Annotated in this window: 20 protein-coding genes and 1 riboswitch; of the genes, 16 read left to right on the top strand and 4 right to left on the bottom strand. The window is 35.7% G+C overall.

Features of this window, described 5'->3' with window-relative positions; all coding sequences use genetic code 11:
* Window positions 1-152: 152 nt before the first annotated feature.
* Window positions 153-860 carry a purine-nucleoside phosphorylase gene (deoD, locus tag ACXY7N_RS06165; RefSeq protein WP_000110708.1) on the bottom strand — a complete coding sequence of 236 codons (708 nt, stop codon included), beginning with the start codon at window positions 858-860 and terminating at the stop codon, window positions 153-155.
* Window positions 861-1,035: 175 nt separating this feature from the next.
* On the opposite strand from deoD, the gene ACXY7N_RS06170 reads away from it, so the two are divergent.
* Window positions 1,036-1,824: a hypothetical protein gene (locus tag ACXY7N_RS06170; protein ID WP_016088677.1), complete on the top strand. Its 789-nt coding sequence runs from the start codon at window positions 1,036-1,038 to the stop codon at window positions 1,822-1,824.
* A gap of 4 nt (window positions 1,825-1,828) precedes the next feature.
* On the opposite strand, the gene mprF is transcribed toward ACXY7N_RS06170, so the two are convergent.
* A complete protein-coding gene (gene mprF, locus ACXY7N_RS06175; protein WP_016088676.1) occupies window positions 1,829-4,414 on the bottom strand; it encodes a bifunctional lysylphosphatidylglycerol flippase/synthetase MprF in 2,586 nt (861 codons plus the stop codon).
* Window positions 4,415-4,600: 186 nt separating this feature from the next.
* On the opposite strand from mprF, the gene ACXY7N_RS06180 reads away from it, so the two are divergent.
* From ACXY7N_RS06180 to ACXY7N_RS06245, 14 genes are all read left to right on the top strand, one after another.
* Window positions 4,601-4,990, top strand: a complete 390-nt coding sequence (locus ACXY7N_RS06180) for a hypothetical protein (RefSeq protein ID WP_016133997.1) — start codon at window positions 4,601-4,603, stop codon at window positions 4,988-4,990.
* A gap of 21 nt (window positions 4,991-5,011) precedes the next feature.
* Window positions 5,012-5,503: a YpuI family protein gene (locus ACXY7N_RS06185; RefSeq protein ID WP_016133998.1), complete on the top strand. Its 492-nt coding sequence runs from the start codon at window positions 5,012-5,014 to the stop codon at window positions 5,501-5,503.
* Window positions 5,504-5,609: 106 nt separating this feature from the next.
* Window positions 5,610-6,524, top strand: coding sequence for a superoxide dismutase (locus ACXY7N_RS06190; RefSeq protein WP_488592330.1), 915 nt, complete (start codon window positions 5,610-5,612; stop codon window positions 6,522-6,524).
* Window positions 6,525-6,635: 111 nt separating this feature from the next.
* Window positions 6,636-7,760 (top strand): D-alanyl-D-alanine carboxypeptidase DacB, encoded by a 1,125-nt coding sequence (gene dacB, locus ACXY7N_RS06195; protein ID WP_016133999.1) that lies wholly within the window; start codon window positions 6,636-6,638, stop codon window positions 7,758-7,760.
* On the top strand, window positions 7,753-8,349 hold the full coding sequence (gene spmA, locus ACXY7N_RS06200) for a spore maturation protein SpmA (RefSeq protein WP_000247806.1): 597 nt from the start codon (window positions 7,753-7,755) through the stop codon (window positions 8,347-8,349). Before dacB ends, spmA begins: the two co-directional genes overlap by 8 nt.
* On the top strand, window positions 8,346-8,876 hold the full coding sequence (gene spmB, locus ACXY7N_RS06205) for a spore maturation protein SpmB (protein ID WP_016088671.1): 531 nt from the start codon (window positions 8,346-8,348) through the stop codon (window positions 8,874-8,876). Before spmA ends, spmB begins: the two co-directional genes overlap by 4 nt.
* A 289-nt stretch (window positions 8,877-9,165) precedes the next feature.
* Complete coding sequence (rluB, locus tag ACXY7N_RS06210) at window positions 9,166-9,894, top strand: 23S rRNA pseudouridine(2605) synthase RluB (protein ID WP_000440550.1); 729 nt, start codon at window positions 9,166-9,168, stop codon at window positions 9,892-9,894.
* A gap of 94 nt (window positions 9,895-9,988) precedes the next feature.
* Window positions 9,989-10,510, top strand: a complete 522-nt coding sequence (gene resA / locus ACXY7N_RS06215; protein ID WP_016088669.1) for a thiol-disulfide oxidoreductase ResA — start codon at window positions 9,989-9,991, stop codon at window positions 10,508-10,510.
* Window positions 10,511-10,634: 124 nt separating this feature from the next.
* A complete protein-coding gene (resB, locus tag ACXY7N_RS06220; RefSeq protein WP_016134000.1) occupies window positions 10,635-12,257 on the top strand; it encodes a cytochrome c biogenesis protein ResB in 1,623 nt (540 codons plus the stop codon).
* Between the two features lie 14 nt (window positions 12,258-12,271).
* Window positions 12,272-13,429, top strand: a complete 1,158-nt coding sequence (gene resC, locus ACXY7N_RS06225) for a cytochrome c biogenesis protein ResC (protein WP_016088667.1) — start codon at window positions 12,272-12,274, stop codon at window positions 13,427-13,429.
* Window positions 13,430-13,731: 302 nt separating this feature from the next.
* Window positions 13,732-14,448 carry a DNA-binding response regulator ResD gene (resD, locus tag ACXY7N_RS06230; RefSeq protein ID WP_000426861.1) on the top strand — a complete coding sequence of 239 codons (717 nt, stop codon included), beginning with the start codon at window positions 13,732-13,734 and terminating at the stop codon, window positions 14,446-14,448.
* Complete coding sequence (gene resE, locus ACXY7N_RS06235; RefSeq protein WP_080118039.1) at window positions 14,448-16,223, top strand: sensor histidine kinase ResE; 1,776 nt, start codon at window positions 14,448-14,450, stop codon at window positions 16,221-16,223. The genes resD and resE overlap by 1 nt, the downstream gene beginning before the upstream one ends.
* Window positions 16,224-16,350: 127 nt before the next feature.
* Window positions 16,351-16,932: a cob(I)yrinic acid a,c-diamide adenosyltransferase gene (locus ACXY7N_RS06240; RefSeq protein ID WP_016088664.1), complete on the top strand. Its 582-nt coding sequence runs from the start codon at window positions 16,351-16,353 to the stop codon at window positions 16,930-16,932.
* 84 nt (window positions 16,933-17,016) lie between these two features.
* A complete protein-coding gene (locus ACXY7N_RS06245) occupies window positions 17,017-17,631 on the top strand; it encodes a peptidoglycan DD-metalloendopeptidase family protein (RefSeq protein WP_016088663.1) in 615 nt (204 codons plus the stop codon).
* A 29-nt stretch (window positions 17,632-17,660) separates the two neighbouring features.
* Here the strand turns inward: ACXY7N_RS06245 and ACXY7N_RS06250 are convergent, their stop codons facing one another.
* Complete coding sequence (locus ACXY7N_RS06250) at window positions 17,661-18,347, bottom strand: hypothetical protein (RefSeq protein WP_016088662.1); 687 nt, start codon at window positions 18,345-18,347, stop codon at window positions 17,661-17,663.
* Window positions 18,348-18,593: 246 nt separating this feature from the next.
* A riboswitch (FMN riboswitch) is annotated at window positions 18,594-18,733 on the top strand.
* Window positions 18,734-18,895: 162 nt separating this feature from the next.
* On the opposite strand from ACXY7N_RS06250, the gene ACXY7N_RS06255 reads away from it, so the two are divergent.
* Window positions 18,896-19,474, top strand: coding sequence for an ECF transporter S component (locus ACXY7N_RS06255; protein ID WP_000810851.1), 579 nt, complete (start codon window positions 18,896-18,898; stop codon window positions 19,472-19,474).
* Window positions 19,475-19,753: 279 nt separating this feature from the next.
* On the opposite strand, the gene ACXY7N_RS06260 is transcribed toward ACXY7N_RS06255, so the two are convergent.
* The gene (locus ACXY7N_RS06260; RefSeq protein ID WP_002171129.1) at window positions 19,754-20,002 is read right to left on the bottom strand and encodes a ferredoxin; all 249 of its coding nucleotides are present in this window, start codon (window positions 20,000-20,002) and stop codon (window positions 19,754-19,756) included.
* Between the last annotated feature and the right edge of the window lie 21 nt (window positions 20,003-20,023).

Here is a 20,023-nt window from a genome sequence, read left to right on the forward strand (position 1 = left end):
TCACCTCTTGTGAGAAATACTGAAAATGATTACTTTATTATAACAAACGTTACAAAAAAATAGAGGAGAAAATCTGTCTCTTTCGAAAGTAGTTTTTTATAAAAAGTCACATAAAAAGAACTCGACAGACGTATGACGAGTTCTTTAATGTATTATTGTTGAATTGCTGCATCTAAAGCGATTTCAATCATTTCGTTAAATGTAGTTTGACGCTCTTCAGATGTTGTTTCTTCACCAGTGAAGATGTGATCGCTTACTGTTAATACAGATAACGCATTTACACCGTATTTCGCTGCTAATGTGTAAAGAGCAGTTGTTTCCATTTCTACTGCTAGTACACCGTACTCTCCAAGTTTTTTAACCATGTCCATGCTTTCGCGGTAAAATACATCTGCTGTTAAAACATTACCAACACGAACGTGTAAGCCTTTTTCAGTTCCAGCATCGTAAGCTTTCTTTAAAAGGTCAAAGTTTGCAGCTGGTGCAAAATCAAAACCTGGGAATGTTAAACGGTTCATATTAGAGTCCGTACAAGCTGTCATTGCGATAATAACGTCACGTACTTTTACGTCTTTTTGAATGGCACCACAAGTTCCAACGCGAATTAAATTTTTAACTCCGTAGCTTTGGATTAATTCGTTTACATAAATAGAAATAGAAGGAACACCCATACCCGTACCTTGAACAGATACACGTTTTCCTTTATAAGTTCCAGTGAAACCTAACATACCACGCACGTTATTATAGCAAGTAACGTCCTCTAGAAATGTTTCAGCAATATATTTTGCGCGTAATGGATCACCAGGTAATAGAATAGATTCAGCAATTTCGCCTTGTTTTGCTTCAATATGTACACTCATGAAAAGTCCTCCTTATAATGTATTGATAGAAATCAATATCATTTGCATTATACACTACGAATCCTTTCAATTAAAATCTTTTTATTATTTGTAATATGTGCAAAACAGGAGGATTTCATAAATCACAATCTAGAATATATAAGTAAGAAGTTTTGTATGAACAGAGACTATAAAAATGGTAGGTGATGTTTTGAAAAATCTTGTCATTGGACTCGTTGCTTTGCTATTTGTTGTAGTAGGCGGATTTTACATAAAGAAGTATCAGGAAACTACAGAGACTGTAGGTGATGTTCAGGAAGTGAAATGGGATGTGTCAAATGGAAAAGGAAATGAAAAAGTAGATATTTCGTTTCAATTACTAAATAATAAAAATAATGAAGTACGTGGTGTGAATGATCAAATTCGGGCAGTTATTGTAGACGGACAATTAAAACATGTACAGCAAATGAAGCCTACATTTGCAGGGAATGGATCATATAAGGTATCTTCCAAAATAGCGAAAGATGAGGGATATACAATATTTTTATATGAAGACAAAAACAAGTCTGTGAACTCATTTGCGAAGAAAGATTTTGGGAAAGAGATAGAGGAGAAAAATAAGAAAAAAGTAAAATTTCCAATTGATAATGTACTTACAAAAAAAATAGGGGAGTATGAAGTTTCTCTTTTATTTGGTGCATTGCATCCGAATGAGCCAGTGACGTTAACATTTCAATTCCAAGCGAAAAAGGGTGAAAAATTGAAATTACATGCAGAGAGAGGAGAGGTGGAGGCGCTTTATATCGTGGACGAAAAGAGAGAAAACTTTTTGTATGCAATACCTGTTGATACAGATGAGCAATTACAATATCGCATTACATTTCCTGTAGAAGGAACGTATAAAATATGGGGAGATTTCTATATAAACGGTAAGAAATATGAAAAAGAATTTATTGTACAAGTTCAAAAAAGAAAAAACAGCTAAATGTTTAGCTGTTTTTTCTTTTTCCTATTAATTTCGTTACAGAGAGCATTGTAATGGGTAAAGAGTGATTCTTTCTAAATGCTAAATATTTACCGCTCCATGCTGGTTTATATTTTTCTTTAAAATGTCGTAACCCGCTGAAACTATACGTATAACGAACATTATTAAAGATGGCAGCAGCAACCCGTTCAGACCAGAAAGATTGTGTCGATAAACCTACATTTGAAAGTGGTGCCATACCAATATTAAAGGAATGGTATTCATTTTCTTTCGCCCACTGGAATAGGTGGATGAAAATTGCATCCATAATGCCGCTAGGTGCATCTGGATAATATCGCATTAAATCAACAGACAATGATCCGTCTTGATATACGGGCATAAAGGTTGTAAATGCGATGATTTTTCCATCTGCATCAGATAATGTAGCGATAGGTGCTCGGCTAATATATTCACGATCAAAGTATCCGAGTGAAAAACCTTTCTCTTTTTTACCGCCGAGCCACGCATCTGAAACTTTTTGTAACTCTTCATATAGTTCATCTGAGAATGGTGGCTGGTGAATAGAGAATGTATAGCCTTCTCTTTCAAAACGGTTGAAAGTCGCTCGCATACCGGCGCGTTTTTTTCCTGTTATTGTAAATGTGTTCAAATCAACGACAGCTTCTTCACCAAGCTTAAAGAAGTTATAACCAAAATCATGATATAAACTCATCCATTTACTTTCGATTTGGTAGAATACACAAATGTATCCAAATCGATCAGCTTCGGCTAAAAACTCTTGTAACACAGTACGGTAGGAGGAAGGGTCACCAATTGGGTCACCTAGTACAACAAGACGTTTTCCAGTTATAGAGAAGAGAAGGAGCGCTTTCCCATCACTACTGAAGAAGAATTGTTTATCACCTAAAAATCCTAAATGACTAAGTACATTTCCGTTATGTTCCTCTAAAAAGTTTTGCAATCTTTTATCATTAGCTGGTTGCCCGGGAAATTCATTTCGATAACGATTGGCAATGAGTGAGCCAATCAGTAAAAAAGTAGGAACGAAAAAGGCAGCTGCTAATGCACTTCGTTTCACTTGCGTAATATTACGAACGACAAAATCAGGTTTAAAAGCTTCTTTTGCACCTGCAAATAAAATGCCTAAGTTTTTATATAAATATAAAGTTACAAGTAAGAATATAAAAACTTTTACTATATCAGAAAGTGAGACTTCCATTTTCTCGCGTACAAATCTTTTACGAAGCATATATAATACAGCGAGTACGATTAATAAAATAAATGTTTCTTCAATATCAATTCCTTTTAGCGTATTAAAGATGGCTGCTCCGATTAAAGAAATAATCGTCATATAGTAAGAACGCTTTGTTCCATAATATATCCCCCTTGAAAGGATTAGGAGGAGAATACCAAATGTTAGTGATAAGCTAAAAGAAAATTGAATAAGATGTTTTGGAGCTAGAATATGTAAGGCGTGTGCTCTGTTTATACTTGTCGGTAGAATGGTCGATAAAATAACCATTAGTCCAGCAAATACTGTTAAAGCAGCAGATGCCCATGAACCGAGCTTTCCGAGAAAGTCACGCTGCAAAGTCCATATAACACCAGTTGTTTCTAATGCAGGCGCAATAAAAGGTTTATCTTCAAACTTTTTAATGGCCACACCTGTCATTTCAAAAGCTGCAAAAATAAGACCAAGGCAGAAAGGTAAAATGTAATAGACGAGGCGATATAATAACATTGCAGGTAGTAATACGCCTGTATCAATGCCATATTGTCCGAGTCCAGTTAAAAAGACAAGATCAAATGAACCAAGTCCACCAGGCACAAGACTTACAACACCAGCTAAAGCAGCAATTACATACACACCTAAAAACTTTTGAAATTCGATATCGATGCCAAATAATATTAATATGACGTACATAACAATACCAGCAGATACCCACTCAACTAATGAAACTAATGAGTATAAAACAGTTGGGTTTTTCTCTTCTTCTCCTTCTTCTTGTCCTTCGGTTTGTTTTGTTTTTCTATTTTTCAGTTTAGAAAAGCCGATATATATAGGGACGAAAAGAGCAAAGAAGATAAGAACAGGCCATAGCCACGGTTTTTCATGCAAAATAAAACTTGTGTCTAATATTCCAATAAGACCGAGGAATGAAAGAATTGCGAGTCCGTTAATAAAAGCAGTTGTCATCCAGGCGATACTTTTAATCAGTTTGCCATTTTCTTTTATATATGGACGATAAAGCATTGTGCGTACACCCGCTCCAACGAGACCACCAAAGCCAATAAATCCATTTAAAGTATTAGCAATCCATGAGATGCGGAAAATCTTTTGGACTGGTATATCAGCTTTTAAATAACGAAGCATAACATAGTCATAAAAGAACATTGTTGATACGGCAAATGCGCCAAGTGTAATTGCTAAAAAGACTCCTCCGGTTGGAATGTTTTTAATTGTATTGATTGCTTCTAAAAAAGAAATGCCTGCTAATTCTTTTTTTGCTTGAAAGAATACAATTGTTAATACAACAAATGGGAAGATAAATTTCCCTATTTGTAAGAAACGTTTCCATGAAAACGACATAAATACAACTCTCCTTGTATAAGAAAACTGAGACAATAATATTATTATGACAAACTTCAAGAAAAATAAAAAGGTAAATTCCTGTATAAGGAAGCTATTTTTTATAAGAGGTATATTTAAAAGAGTATTTCGTTTGTCAGAAAATTAAGTTAAAATGAATTGAAAGAAGGAAGAGAGGGGAAGTAGATGATTATAATAGGTTATGCGGGGTACGAGTTAGAGAAAGCAAAACCTAATACATCAGAAGATTTTTTTAATAGATCTGAAGTGACATATATATTAAATAATAAAGAGAGAACGTTTTCCGTTTTATACGTTCGGTATTTTGAAGAAGTTTTACAAGAAATTACTCCTTTTGAAGGAAATCCAGTATGTAAAGTAGAAGAACAAGACATATATTTACGGGATATTGTAGCGATATGTTGTTTACTGAAAGAGAATGAGCTTCGCATGCAAAAACGTTTGTATTTAAATAATATAGAAGAATTCCAACAATATTTTGATGCGGGAACAGTGGTGAAAGTACAAGAAATATTGGCTGAATTACATAAAAATAAAAGAGTAGAAATAGCGTGAAATGGCAAAGGAGAGGGAAAAATGTCTAATCTAATGGTTGAAAATCAAACAGAACAAGTTTCTATGTTTTTAGAAGATGTTATTACTTTGATAACCAATTATGTAAATTATCATACGTTACCTTCTTTATTAGAAGAGACACCAGCAGGGAACGAACAATATTATAAAGGGTTATTAGCATCAATGAGACGTCTTCTCGTTTTTTGTGAAGAAGGGCATGATGCATGTTTTGTTTTGTTAAATAGCCAGCCATTTCGAAAAACAGCAGCTGAAAAAATTTTATATAAAATTTATCATCAAGTAATTGCAGAGTTTTTTTCACCAAAGAGTGATCATTGGTATGAAAATAGTCGGTCTGCCTATACAGGGAAAAATTCCATCGTTTTTCAGCAAACGCCACCTGCATCTATAGAGCAAGTGATGAAGAGTTTAGAAGGTAAATTTCAATTGATGCGTGAAGAACTAGAATATTATGAGACGGATTACCAAACAAAGATGTTACACAAATATTAATTGCGAAAAAAGAAGCTAAGGGGACTTAGCTTCTTTTCCTTTTGTGCAGTTATATAAGAGATTTCCTTTGAATATATTTAAGGGGATAGCATTAAGGAGGTGTAACATGAGTCAGCAAGGTGTATTTACAGATTACTTTCATGAAGTAGAAAGTTGGTGTGAAAGTGTTCTTCACGTATTAGATAGCCGCGCAGTGGAAGTGTATGATGTCCATATGCTTGCTTATAAAATTCAAACGTTATTAGACCGTATGAAAGAGCATGAGTATGATACAGATGCAGAGTTTATGTATGAAATAAGTGATGATGTAGAACATATTCAGCATCATTTGCAGGAAGTATTCGTGCAGGGAGAAGAGGAATATGAACTATATGAAAGAGGGGATAGTGAACGAGCTGTTCCAATTGGAGGGCATACACTCCCGCCATTACCTTATCCGTATAATGCGTTAGAACCGTATATTTCTAGAGAAATTATGATGTTACACCATGATAAACATCATCGCAGTTACGTGGAAGGATTAAATAAGGCAGAGAAGATGATGGAAGAGGCGAGAAAAACAAATCAATTTGATCTAATTAAGCATTGGGAAAGAGAAGCGGCTTTTCATGGATCAGGCCATTACTTACACACGATATTTTGGAATAACATGAAAAAAGATGGTGGCGGAAGTCCAAGGGGTGCTCTTTCACAACAGATTGAACAAGATTTTGGGAGTTTTTTACGTTTTCAAAAACATTTCACAGAAGCAGCTTCTAAAGTGGAAGGATCAGGATGGGCGATTCTCGTTTGGGTGCCACGATCGGGAAGATTAGAAATTTTGCAGAGTACACTTCATCAATTATTTACACAATGGGATACGATACCGCTCCTTGTATTAGACGTGTGGGAACATGCGTATTATTTACAATACCAAAATCGCAAAGATGAATATATTAAAAACTGGTGGAATATTGTAAATTGGCCTGATGTAGAAAAAAGATTTGAAAGTGCAAAACAAATTGAATGGACACCGTACTAGACGCAGGTTCTCTGCGTCTTTTTTATTGGAAGGAGAGGGAGATTTCGTTCATATTTTAAAAGGCCAAGCATAAACTTGTACAAAAAGTGCCAAAAGGACGTGGGGGGAAATATGAGACGAATTTGTGTAATAATCACGCTTCTTATTATGTACGCAAGCGTTATGCCAATTCCTACATATGCAAAGATGAATAGTAATGTCAGTGCTCGAAATGCTGTATTAATGGAGCAACAGTCAGGTCGTGTATTATACGGAAAAGCAGAACATGAGCCACAAAAGATTGCTAGTATAACGAAAATTATGACTGCCTTGTTAGCTGCTGAATCAGGAAAAATGAAAGAAATGGTATCGGTTAGTAATGAAGCAGTGAGAGTAGAAGGTTCAGCAATTTATTTAAAGCCTGGACAGAAAGTAAAGTTAGAGGATTTAGTATACGGACTCATGCTTAGATCTGGTAATGATGCAGCACAAGTAATTGCTGAAAATGTAGGAGGGAGTATAGAAGGGTTTGTATATTTAATGAATGAAAAGGCGAAACAAATTGGAATGAAAGATACTCACTTTTCTAATCCACATGGTTTGGATGGAGATGGATCCCATTATTCGTCGGCTTATGATATGGCACTTTTAACGAAGTATGCAATGGGGAACGAAACCTTTAAGAAGATTTTTGGGACAAAAACGTATAAATCAGATTCATGGGATTATCCGTGGAAAAACAAACATAAACTTGTGACGTCGTATTATGAATTTGCAACAGGAGGGAAAACAGGTTTTACGAAGAAAGCAGGACGTACGCTGGTCACAACGGCATCAAAAGATGGACTAGAGCTAATTGTCGTAACTTTGAGCGCTTCTAGTGATTGGGATGATCATATGAATTTATTTGATAAAGGTTTTGAACGTTTCAAACAAACGAACGTTGTAGGGCAAGGAGCTCTTGCTGAAATAACTGAAAAGAAATATGCCAATCATGTTTATACGAAAAATAGTTTTGCGGTGCCTTTAACTGAGCAGGAGAGAAAGAATGTCGTATTAAAAGTTGAACTCGATAAAAGTGCAAAACTTAAAGATGGCGTAAAGGTTGGAAAGACAGAAATTTATGTTGGCAATGAGAAAGTTGGAGAACGGAATTTATTTTATAGTAAACGAAAGTTAGTAGCTACAACGGGAATGTACTGGAATAATGTGAAAGAAATTTTTTCTCATATGATAGGTGTTGGGAGCGATGGTTAATCTCGTATGGGTAGCGATGGCAGTCATAGGGATTGTATATGCCATGATAAATGGAACGATGGAAGCAATAAATAAAGCCGTATTTGACGGGGCAAAAGATGCAGTAACAATTTGTATAGGACTTATTAGTGTATTAGTATTTTGGCTCGGTTTAATGAAAATTGCAGAGGAAGCAGGATTGTTAAAAAAGTTAGTGTCACTTTTTATGCCGATAGTAAAAAGGTTGTTTCCAGAAATACCAAAGGATCATCCGTCAATGGGATTTATTTTATCGAATATGATGGCAAACTTTTTTGGGTTAGGTAATGCAGCGACCCCTCTTGGTATTAAAGCGATGGAACAACTGAAAGAGTTAAATGGAGGGAAAGATTCGGCCAGTCGTTCTATGGTGACGTTTCTTGCATTAAATACATCAGCTATTACTTTAATTCCTACGACCGTCATTTCAATTCGAATGACTTATGAATCAGCGAATCCGACTGAAATTGTTGGGGTAACATTCATTGCACAAGTACTCTCTATGATTGGAGCAATCTGGATTGACCGCTATTTTTACCGAAGAAGGAGTAGAAAGGGGCGGAAAAAATGAGTATTGTAAATACCATTTCATTATGGGTAATCCCTTGTGTAATCGGTTTTATCCTTTTATATGGCACGATAAAGAAAGTGCCGACGTATGAATCGTTCGTTGAGGGAGGAAAAGAAGGGATTCAAATTGCAGTGTCCATTTTACCGTTTATGGTTGGAATGCTTGTATCTATTTCTATATTCCGAGCTTCAGGTGCGTTAGATGCAATGATATCTGTAATGAAGCCGATGTTAGATTTGATTCATGTTCCAGCAGAAATCGTTCCACTTGCACTTATACGTCCGATTTCGGGATCTGCTGGTTTAAGTATCACGACAGATTTAATTGCTACATATGGACCAGATTCGTTTATTGGAAGACTAGCTTCTACGATGCAAGGTAGTACAGATACGACTTTTTATATTTTAACAGTATACTTCGGAGCTGTTGGTATTAGGAAAATGGGAGATGCATTAAAGGTTGGACTGTTTGCCGATTTAATCGGAATTATTTGCTCAATTGTGTTTGTTTCTTTAATGTTTAAGTAATGCTATTCATTTTTTATGCTATTTCGCTTATAATATGTATACGACCACTATTAAGGTGCTGCTTAATAGTGGTTTTTTTATGCGGTATTTTTGACAAAATGATGAACTTTTATTGTGAGAAATATGAAAAAGATGGACAATAATAAAAGGTAAAAACATGATTTTACCTTTATATGTTTATTATCATCGCTATGTTGTTTAAGTAAGATGAAGCGAAAAGCCGTCAAGCGTATGCGGTTGCCAAGTCTTTCTAATGTAAGGTAAGATAAATTCGAGGTGAAAAAAAGAAATGGAACGATTACAAAAAGTGATTGCGCAAGCAGGTATTGCATCGAGAAGAAAGGCTGAGGAATTAATTCAGCAAGGAAAAGTGAAAGTTAACGGAAAAATAGTGAAGGAGTTAGGAACGAAAGTAACTCCTCAAGATAAAGTAGAAGTAAATAACATCCCTCTTGAAAAAGAAGAACCTGTTTATTTTTTACTATATAAACCAACTGGCGTAATTTCAAGTGTATCAGATGATAAAGGAAGAAATGTTGTAACAGACTTTTTCCCGGAGATTACACAACGTTTATTCCCAATCGGACGCTTAGATTATGATACGTCTGGCGTATTATTAATGACAAACGATGGGGACTTCGCAAACGTATTAATGCACCCTAGATATAAAGTTGAAAAAACATATGTTGCAAAAATAAAAGGTCCACTAACAGGTGAGAAAATTCGCATGTTAGAACGCGGTGTTACATTAGAAGACGGAAAAACAGCACCAGCAAATGTGAAAATTATTTCTTGGGACAAGCGTAAAGAAATGGCGATTGTACAATTAACAATTCATGAAGGACGTAACCGTCAAGTACGTCGTATGTTTGAAGCTTTAGATTGTAAAGTAGTGAAACTAAAGCGTGAACGCTATGCTTTCTTAGAAGTAGGAAGCCTGCGACCTGGTGATGCGAGAGAATTGACACCACATGAGGTGAAACAATTACGCGCATTGGCTTCTACAAAGCCTCGCTAATCGATATTGTGAAACTTTCACCAGTGGAATGCTCCGCTGGTGATTTATTAAAAAATACATATATTCATCACTCGTCGAAGAGAGGGGAGACAATATGAAAAAAAATCGCTTATTATTTCGTGTTATTATTCTGCTCATTTTATGCGGTGCTGTAGGATTTACACTTTATCAAGGATATTTCACTGAAGAAGAGAAAATGCAAATCGGAAAAGAAGCACCTAACTTTGTTGTAACAGATTTAGAAGGGAAGAAAATTGAATTAAAAGATTTAAAGGGAAAAGGTGTATTTTTAAACTTTTGGGGCACTTGGTGTAAACCTTGCGAGAAAGAAATGCCATATATGAACGAATTATATCCAAAGTATAAAGAAAAAGGCGTAGAAATCATTGCGCTAGATGCAGATGAAACGGATATTGCTGTTAAGAATTTTGTGAAACAATACGATCTTAAGTTCCCGGTTGCAATCGATAAAGGTGGAGAAATTATAAAAACGTATGGAGTAATACCATTACCAACAAGCTTCTTGATTGATAAAGATGGTAAGGTGATTCAAGAGATTAAAGGTGAACAAACGAAGGAACAATTGGAGGAGTATTTAAAGAAAATTACTCCGTAATAAAGAAAGCCTTTACATACGAGGCGCTTACCTATAGCGCCTTCGGTTTAAAAATTCTGAGTATTGCGGTAACTCTAGGTTAGAATATACAATAGTACATATAGATACAGGGGCGGTGAGAGTATTGAAAGAAATTAAGTGTGAATGTGGACATGTGAATCCAATAGGAACCGTTTTTTGTGAAGCTTGCGGGAAACCATTTGAAAGCAATGAAAATATAAAACTATTGGATATGCGCTATGAGGGGAGTGCGCGGAGATCTCTCACGCAAACAAAAACGATAGTCGATAAAATTTGGACCTTTTTCTCTTCTGTAAAAGTGGGTGTATGGCTCATTGTAATCACTTTAGCTGCATCAGCGATAGGAACTATTTTTCCGCAAGAAATGTACATAACTCCAGGGATTGCACCAGCTGAATATTATAAACAAGAATACGGATTTTTAGGACAATTATACTATCAATTAGGATTTAATAATTTATACGGTTCGTGGTGGTATATGATTTTAATTGGTTCAATTGGTATTTCACTTGTGATATGTAGTTTAGATCGCGTCATTCCCCTGTATAAAGCTTTAAAAAAACAAGGGGTGAAAAGACACCCTAGCTTTTTAAAGAGACAACGATTATACGGAACTGGTACACCACAAGATGGTGATTTGGAAAAAATCCAAATGAATTTAAAGAAAACGAACTATAACGTGAAGGTGGAAGACGGTAACATTTTAGCTGAAAAGGGACGGTTTTCACGCTGGGGTCCATATGTGAATCATATCGGTCTCATTATCTTTTTATTCGGTGCAATGCTTCGTTTTTTACCGAGTATGTACGTAGACGAAGCGCTTTGGTTACGTGATGGTGAAACGAAAGAAATACCAGGGACGGATGGGCAATACTATTTAAAAAATGAGAAGTTTATCAGGGAAGTTTATGATAAAAGTAAGGACAAGGAAGTTTATGATGAAGCGATTGATCGTGTAGGCGATAAAATGATTGCGAAAAACTTCCAAACGAATGCTGTATTGTATAAAGCGGTAGGTGAAAATATAGCAGGGCAAAGTCCGAAATTAGAAAAAGTAAAAGAAGCGGAAATTCGAGTGAATGAACCGCTGAAATTTGATCAATTCGCTGTTTATCAAGTGGATTATAAAGAAAATGAATTTAAAAGTATGTCCTTTAACTTGCAAAAAAAAGAAAATAATCAAAAGTGGGGACCGATTAAAGTTGATTTAACGAATCCTGCAGAAAAATATGATTTAGGAAATGGTTATTCTTTAGAACTATTAAGCTATTTTCCTGATTTTTATTTTGATGAGAATGGAAGACCAAATACAAAAACGAAATTACCGAATAATCCTGCATTTGTGTTTAAAATGTTTACGCCTGAAACACCAGATGGTGAAGTGAGTTTTGTTGGTATTCAGCAAAATATAGAACCAGATGGGAATAACAAATATAAAATGTCGTTTGCAGGTGTTGAAATGCAAAATGCAACAGCACTTACTGTAAGGAAAGATTTAACGCTTTGGATTCTCGGTATTGGAGGATTTATATTTATGGTTGGTGTAATTCAAGGAATGTATTGGAATCATCGCCGTATTTGGATACAACGCGTTAATGATGAATGGTGGATTGCAGGACATACAAATAAAAATTGGTTCGGTTTAAAGAAAGATATTGAAAGAGTACTAGAAGGTACAGCAATTCCGCAGCCGAGCGATAAAGTAGTCGATAAAAAAATTAGTTAAGGTGGGGAAACGATATGGTGCAAATAAGTAGTAACTTTCTCTTTACCGCATTTATTTTATATTTGATTGCCACTCTATTTTTCGGGGGAGCAATTAAAGAAAAGGGTCATAAATGGGCAAATGTAGGAATAACGATTACAATTTTAGGGTTTATTGCACAAACAGTATATTTTGTAACGAGGTGGATTGCATCAGGTCATGCACCAGTTAGTAACTTTTTTGAATTCGGTACGTTTTTCGGCATGATGCTTGTCGGAGCATTTATTGTCATGTATTTTATGTACCGCGTAAGTATAATTGGACTATTTGCATTGCCAGTTGCTCTTTTATTAATTGCCTATGCAAGTATGTTTCCAAGGGAAATATCTCCGCTTATCCCATCTTTAAAAAGTAATTGGTTACATATTCACGTGACGACTGCAGCAGCAGGACAAGCAATCTTAGCAATTAGTTTTATTACGGGTGTTATGTATTTATTGAAAAATGTAGACCAATCAACGAGAACTAAACGTACATTTTGGTTAGAAACGGTCGTGTTTACACTTGTTTGTACAGTTGGGTTTATTGGAGTAACAACGGTATTTTCTAGTATGAAATATGAAGCGAAGTTTCAATGGATTGATAAGAATGAGCAACAAATGGAGATGAAGTACAATCTTCCGGCTTTAGTTGGACCGCATGAAGGAAAGTTATTGACAGAAAATAAATTAGAGCCGCCAGTTGAAGTTCCAGCGATTGTAAATGCGAAAAAATTAAATACTGTAATTTGGTCTGTGTTAGTCGGAACGTTACTTTATATCGTATTAAGGCTTACTTTACGTAAACGAGTATCAGCGGCGCTTCAGCCGTTAGTGAAAAATACGAATAGTGATTTGTTAGATGAAATTGGATATCGGTCTATTGCAATTGGATTCCCGGTGTTCACATTAGGTGCACTAATTTTTGCGATGATCTGGGCTCAAATAGCGTGGACACGTTTTTGGGGCTGGGATCCAAAAGAGGTTTGGGCGCTTATTACTTGGCTCTTTTATGCGGCGGTATTACATTTACGCTTATCAAAAGGGTGGCACGGAGAGAAGTCAGCGTGGTTAGCGGTAATTGGTTTTGCAATCATTATGTTTAATTTTATTGTAGTAAACTTAATTATCGCGGGTTTACATTCATACGCATAGAGAAATAAAATAGGAGAGTGAATGTCACTTTCCTATTTTATTTTTGTCAACTTTTCTTCTTTTTTGAGAAAAACATGACAAAGTAGCAGTTGATTTTGTAAAATGATGTCGAGGACATTATATACTGTTCAAAAAAAATACATAGTTTTGGAAAAAAATCGAACAAAATTTATTATTCTTGTGAAGCATAATGTGGAAAGTGAAACATTTAGAGAAGTGCTTAAATAAACGAGAATAGCGCAACATAATAGTATAGAAGGGTAGGTGTGAACCGTTGTGGTAAAAATACACAGCGGGTAAAAATGGAAAATGAATCAAGAATTTTAATTGTAGATGATGAGGATCGTATCCGCCGTTTATTGAAAATGTATTTAGAAAGAGAACAATACACAATTGAAGAAGCGGATAATGGTGATACAGCTTTAGAAATGGCGTTACAAAATGATTATGATCTAATCCTATTGGATCTTATGATGCCTGGTAAAGACGGTATCGAAGTATGTAAAGGGGTTCGTGAGAAGAAAGCAACACCAATTATTATGCTGACAGCAAAAGGTGAAGAAGTAAATAGAGTACAAGGGTTTGAGGTAGGAACGGATGATTATATTGTGAAACCATTTAGCCCGCGTGAAGTAGTGCTTCGTGTGAAAGCGGTATTACGTCGTGCTGTACCAACAACATTCTTTACACAAGATACAACGACAAAAGATGTTACTGTGTTCCCTCATTTAACAATTGATAATGATGCACACCGTGTTACAGCAGATGGTAATGAAGTGAACTTAACACCGAAAGAGTACGAATTACTATTATTCTTAGCGAAAGCGCCTGATAAAGTATTTGATCGTGAACAATTGTTAAAAGAAGTATGGCAATATGAATTCTTCGGAGATTTACGTACAGTGGATACGCATGTAAAGCGTTTGCGTGAGAAGTTAAGCAAAAAATCACCAGATGCTGCGAAGATGATTGTTACCGTTTGGGGCGTAGGTTACAAGTTTGAGGTTGTGAACGACTGATGCTTTGGAGAAGTGTAGTAGGGAAGTTATGGATGACCATATTACTTCTCGTTTCGTTTGTGCTTGGATTTGTTGCGATTTTACTTTCACAGTTTTTTAGAACATATTATGTTGATATGAGTGAAGCAAGGCTTCAAAAAGTTGCAACAAGTGTTTCAGAGTTAATTGAAGAAGGTGCCGATGTAAAAACGATTGAGAATATCGCGTACAAATTCTCTGATCCACTTTCAAGGATCATTATCGTAGAAGATGGTAAAGAAATATCTTCTTCGCCGAAACAAGAAGGGTTAGTCACTCTTACAATGAATGATTTGAAAGAAGATAAAGAATTAGCGGCTGTTTTTACAGACAAAAAAGAAATTAAGAATAACATTAGAAAAGCCTCTAATAGTAGAAAGAATAAAAACACTGAAAATGATATTATGATTGTCGGAAAACCAGTACAGTCAAAAAATCAAAGTGCAGTGTTTGTATATGAATCTTTACAAGTGCCGATACAAGGTATGGAGAGAACTACGGATTTCATTTTCTTATCAGCAGGGATTGCGATTATATTAACAACTTTCTTTGCATTCTTCTTGTCTACTCGAATTACAGCACCACTCCGTAAAATGCGTGAGGTTGCTTTTGAGGTGGCGCGTGGGAAGTTTGATGCGAAGGCTCCTATGGTATCTCAGGACGAGATTGGTGAGCTTGCAACGGCCTTAAATCAAATGGGGAAACAGTTGAAGTTTAATATGAATGCCCTGCAGCAAGAAAAAGAACAGTTAGCTAGTATTTTAAGTAGTATGGCAGATGGGGTTATTACATTAAATCAAGAAGGTGAAGTCGTTGTAATCAATCCGCCGGCTGAACATTTCTTACAAGTTTGGCAAGAAGAAAAGGAAGTAGAGTTGAGTAAAAAACTACCTTCTGAACTTGTTGAACTATTCCATCTCGTTGTAGAAAGCGAACAACAACAAGTGGTTGAAATTAATTTACAAAAAGGTAACTATGTAGTTCTTATGACGCCGCTTTACAACCAAACGAAAATTCGTGGAGCTGTAGCTGTATTGCGTGATATGACGGAAGAACGTCGTCTTGAGAAGATGCGTCAAGACTTTATTGCGAATGTATCACATGAACTTCGTACACCGATGGTAATGCTTCAAGGGTATAGTGAAGCGATTTTAGATGATATTGTGCAAACGAAAGAAGAAATTAATGAGTTTGTTCAAATCATTTATGATGAATCCGTTCGTCTAGGTAAACTTGTAAATGAATTATTAGATTTAGCACGTATGGAAAGCGGTAATGTAGAGTTACATATAGGTGAAGTTGATATTCATCCTTTCGTTGAAAAAATAGGTCGTAAATTCCAAGGAATTGCAAAGGATAAAGAAGTCGCATTAACGGTTGATTTCCAAAATCCAATTGAGCAATACCCGTTTGATGCAGATCGTATGGAACAAGTATTGACGAATTTAATTGATAACGCAATTCGTCATACGAATGCAGGCGGACATGTAACGCTTGTAATTGATACGAAAAATAATGGGCTTATTTTTGAAGTGCAAGATTCGGGTGCCGGCATTCCAGAAGAAGATATTCCATTTTTATTTGATCGTTTCTACAAAGCTGATAAAGCAAGGACACGTGGAAAAAAAGGTGGAACAGGACTCGGACTTGCGATTGCAAAAAATATTGTGCAAGGCCATGATGGTAAAATTACTGTTTCAAGTGTTGTTGGAGAGGGAACTACATTCTCTGTATATTTACCAAATCGTATAATTTAGATATATGTTTTTAAAGTTGATAATACATAAAGTTCTACTGTTTTTTATTTTTTTGTAAATAAATAATAGTAGAACTTTTTTTCTATCGTAGTCGAATGAAGAATAATAAGAGGGGTGTCGTGAAGCGATGAAATTATACACAAAAACAGGAGATAAAGGGATAACAAGTGTAATAGGCGGCAGAGTGGATAAAGATGATATCCGAGTTGAAGCATATGGCACGATAGATGAGGCGAATTCTCATATTGGATATGCGATGACGAAGCTACAAGGCGGGTCTTTTGGAGATATTTACAATGAACTTGAAAATATTCAACACGAACTATTTGATTGCGGGGGAGACTTGGCGATAGTAGAGGGGAAAATTTCTTATAAAGTAAAGATCGAAATGGTCGAAAGCTTAGAAAGAAGGATTGATTCGTATATAGAAGAAGCACCGCCGTTAGAGCGCTTTATTTTACCAGGTGGAAGTGAGTCGGCAGCAGCTATTCATATTGCACGTACAGTTGTAAGGCGGGCAGAACGATGTATCGTGTCTTTACAAAAAGAAGGGGAAATAAATGAAGTTGTTCTAAAGTATGTAAATAGATTATCTGATTATTTGTTTGCAGTAGCTAGAGTAATAAACGCTCGATTACAAGTAAAAGATGTGGAGTATAATCGCAGTGCAATCGTTTTTCGTGATAAAAAAGAAAAGGAAGTGGAGTGATTCACTTTCTTTTTTTGTATACTTTTTTCTGTAATATACCAAAATAGAGAAGGTATGGTGTTAATTAGAAAACGGAGGATATATATGAAAGTGTTAAAATGTGGCGTCATGTTATTGACAGTACTGTTTTTATCTCAATTACATGTGTACGCAGATGGAAATCGATGGACATGGCCTGTTGAAGGGCAGATAAGTGATTATTTTGGGACAAGGCATGGAAAACACTACGGTATAGATATAGCGGCACCGATCGGCGCGCCTGTGGCAGCTATTCAAGAGGGGAAGGTAACAAAGTCTTATTATTCAAGTAGTTATGGAAACGTTGTATTTATTAAACATGGAGAATATGAGGCTGTGTATGCACATTTAAATAAGAGATATGTAGTTCAAGGGGATAATATTTCAAAAGGAAAAATAATTGGAGAAGTAGGAAATACGGGAGAATCGCGAGGTGCACACTTACATTTAGAAGTTCATCAAGGCAGATGGACGATGGCGAAAAAGAATGCAATGAATCCATTGCTTGTTTTAAATGAACAAAGAAATGAAGTCGTTTCCTCATCGTTATATGTCGTGCAAAAAGGGGACACTTTAGTTAGTATTGCCCGGAAATTTAGTATGACAGTTAAGGAAATTAAAGAAAAAAACGGCTTGCAGCAAGAGCTGATTTATCAAAATCAACAATTATACGTAAAGTGAAAAAAAGAGCTAGTTTAACTAGCTCTTTTTTACCAAAAAATAAAGACACATATAAATCCAGAAATAGCTAAGTAGCTATATAAGTAAAATACTTTTGTTCTTGTTTTTTCGTTTGTTCGAAACAGTACAATAGTCGGTTCAATTAAACCGATTGTCAAACAAAGTAAACCAAGAAGCATACAGCCGATTGAAATGGAGTACAAGGCGATTTGTGGTGCTTGAAATGGAATCATCCATTTTAATAAAAATGCAATAAGTGCAGTGTAGCAAATGCTGCCGATGTATTTATTCAACGGTGCATTAGAACGGAAACCTGGAAGTTTTTTTAAGAAAGAGCGGGAAACAACTTCAGTTTGTAAAGATGTATGCTCTTCGATTATCTTTTGAGCTTCTTTTCCTTTTTGAAAAAGGGATAATATCCAGTTCCGCTCACCTTGAAAAATAAATTGAGAAGTTGTTAAATAATGATCCACCTTCACTTTATTCCAATTCTTCCACGGATGACGCTCACACAATTTTAATTTACTCTCTGTTTTTTTATCATACTGATAAATACTGATGCCATCTTCGTCGAAAGCAGCATAGTATGTCTCTCTTGAGAATGTGCCTAAATCAATTGGACAGTAGAAAAGTAATTCTTTTTTCAAATAAAAGTATTCTTTTCTTAAGTTTTTTTTCATTGTTTCTCGAATAGAGTGTCTCTTTTCTTTCTTCATGACATTTCCTCCATAATCCAGAAAATGTTCTTATCTTAACAATTCAACATCTTATCACTTTTAATTATATATGACTAGGGGATTCATAGGAGAAATGCCGAATTGTAAAAAAACTGGGGTGTATTGTAAAATATAGTGATTGGTTTTTGATTATATAAAATTAATAACTTATTTTTAATAAGTTACACTTTTTTTGTTCACAATACAATCGTGTTGTTGTATAATGAAGTGGAAAATAGAATATCGGTCTATCTTCGGGGCAGGGTGAAAATCCCGACCGGCGGTGATGAACTATATGTGATTTTGTTCTAAGCCCGCGAGCCGTTAAGGCAGGATTTGGTGTGATTCCAAAGCCGACAGTACAGTCTGGATGGGAGAAGATGGAGGTTCAAGCGTTCAAAAAAGATATGAATTTGAACGTCTGTTTGATGTGCCTTAAATTCTCCCTTTGTGTAAAACACAAAGGGTTTTTTCGTTCTATGAAAAAGTAGGCATAGCAGAACCTTTCCACTTTCCATGAGATGATCGATGGAAAAGGAGAGAGAAAGATGAAACAAAAAAACAGTGTAGTGCAGATGGTGAGTGTAGCAATGCTAAGTAGTATTGCATATTTACTGATGATGTTGGATTTCCCGTTCCCAGGGCTTCCGCCATTTTTAAAAATTGATTTTAGTGATGTACCAGCTCTAATTGCTGCGATTATTTTCGGGCCAGTTGCAGGGATAATTGTAGAGGCGATAAAGAATATTTTACATTACGGGATTCAAGGGAGTTTAACGGGAGTGCCAGTTGGAGAAATTGCTAACTTTATTGCAGGATGTTTATTTATTGGACCGGCAGCTTTCTTATTTAGGAAGTATCGTACTGTTAAGAGCTTAACGACAGGATTAATGCTAGGGACAATTACAATGGCGCTCATTATGAGTGTATTAAATTACATCATTATATTCCCAGCTTACACTTGGTTTTTAAATTCACCAGCTATGTCTAGCGAGGCTATAAGAACAACGGTTGTAACGGCAATCTTACCATTTAATTTGATTAAAGGAATTGTTGTGACAATTGTATTTGTAGCGTTATTCTCACGCCTGAAAGTATGGGTGTTTGCAAAAATGAAAAATGCATAAAATATAAAGTGAAACTTTAATCAGTGGGGGTTTTGTTCCTCTCCCGCTGATTATCATTCCTCACCAATCGGGCCTTTACGGGCAGCCCGACCCTCACCTAACTTCTTTGTTTTCGTTGAATTTTGAGGTGGGGGTCTTACGGCCTGGCAAATAGCGGGGTAAAATAAAACCATTAGTAGTATGGAACTACTAATGGTTTTTTATTAAGGAGAATGAAAATAAAAAAACAAAAAATACCCCTCTAATTAATGAGGGGTATTTTTTGAAGTTAATAAAAGACTATTCGAATTTTAAAGCATCGCCGTCGAATGATTCGTCAGCAACTTTAATTGAGTCAGTTGGACAACCTTCGAATGCATCCATCATATCTTCAACTAATACATCTGGAATTTCAACGATACCTTGGTTATCGTCTAACGTTACAAATGCAATACCTTCATCATCATAATCATAAATGTCTGGTGCAGCAGCGCCGCAAGCACCACATGCGATACAAGTATCTTTATCAACGATTGTATATTTTGCCATCTTTTTTCCCTCCTGATAATA

Source organism: Bacillus sp. 5w2, from assembly GCF_054353775.1.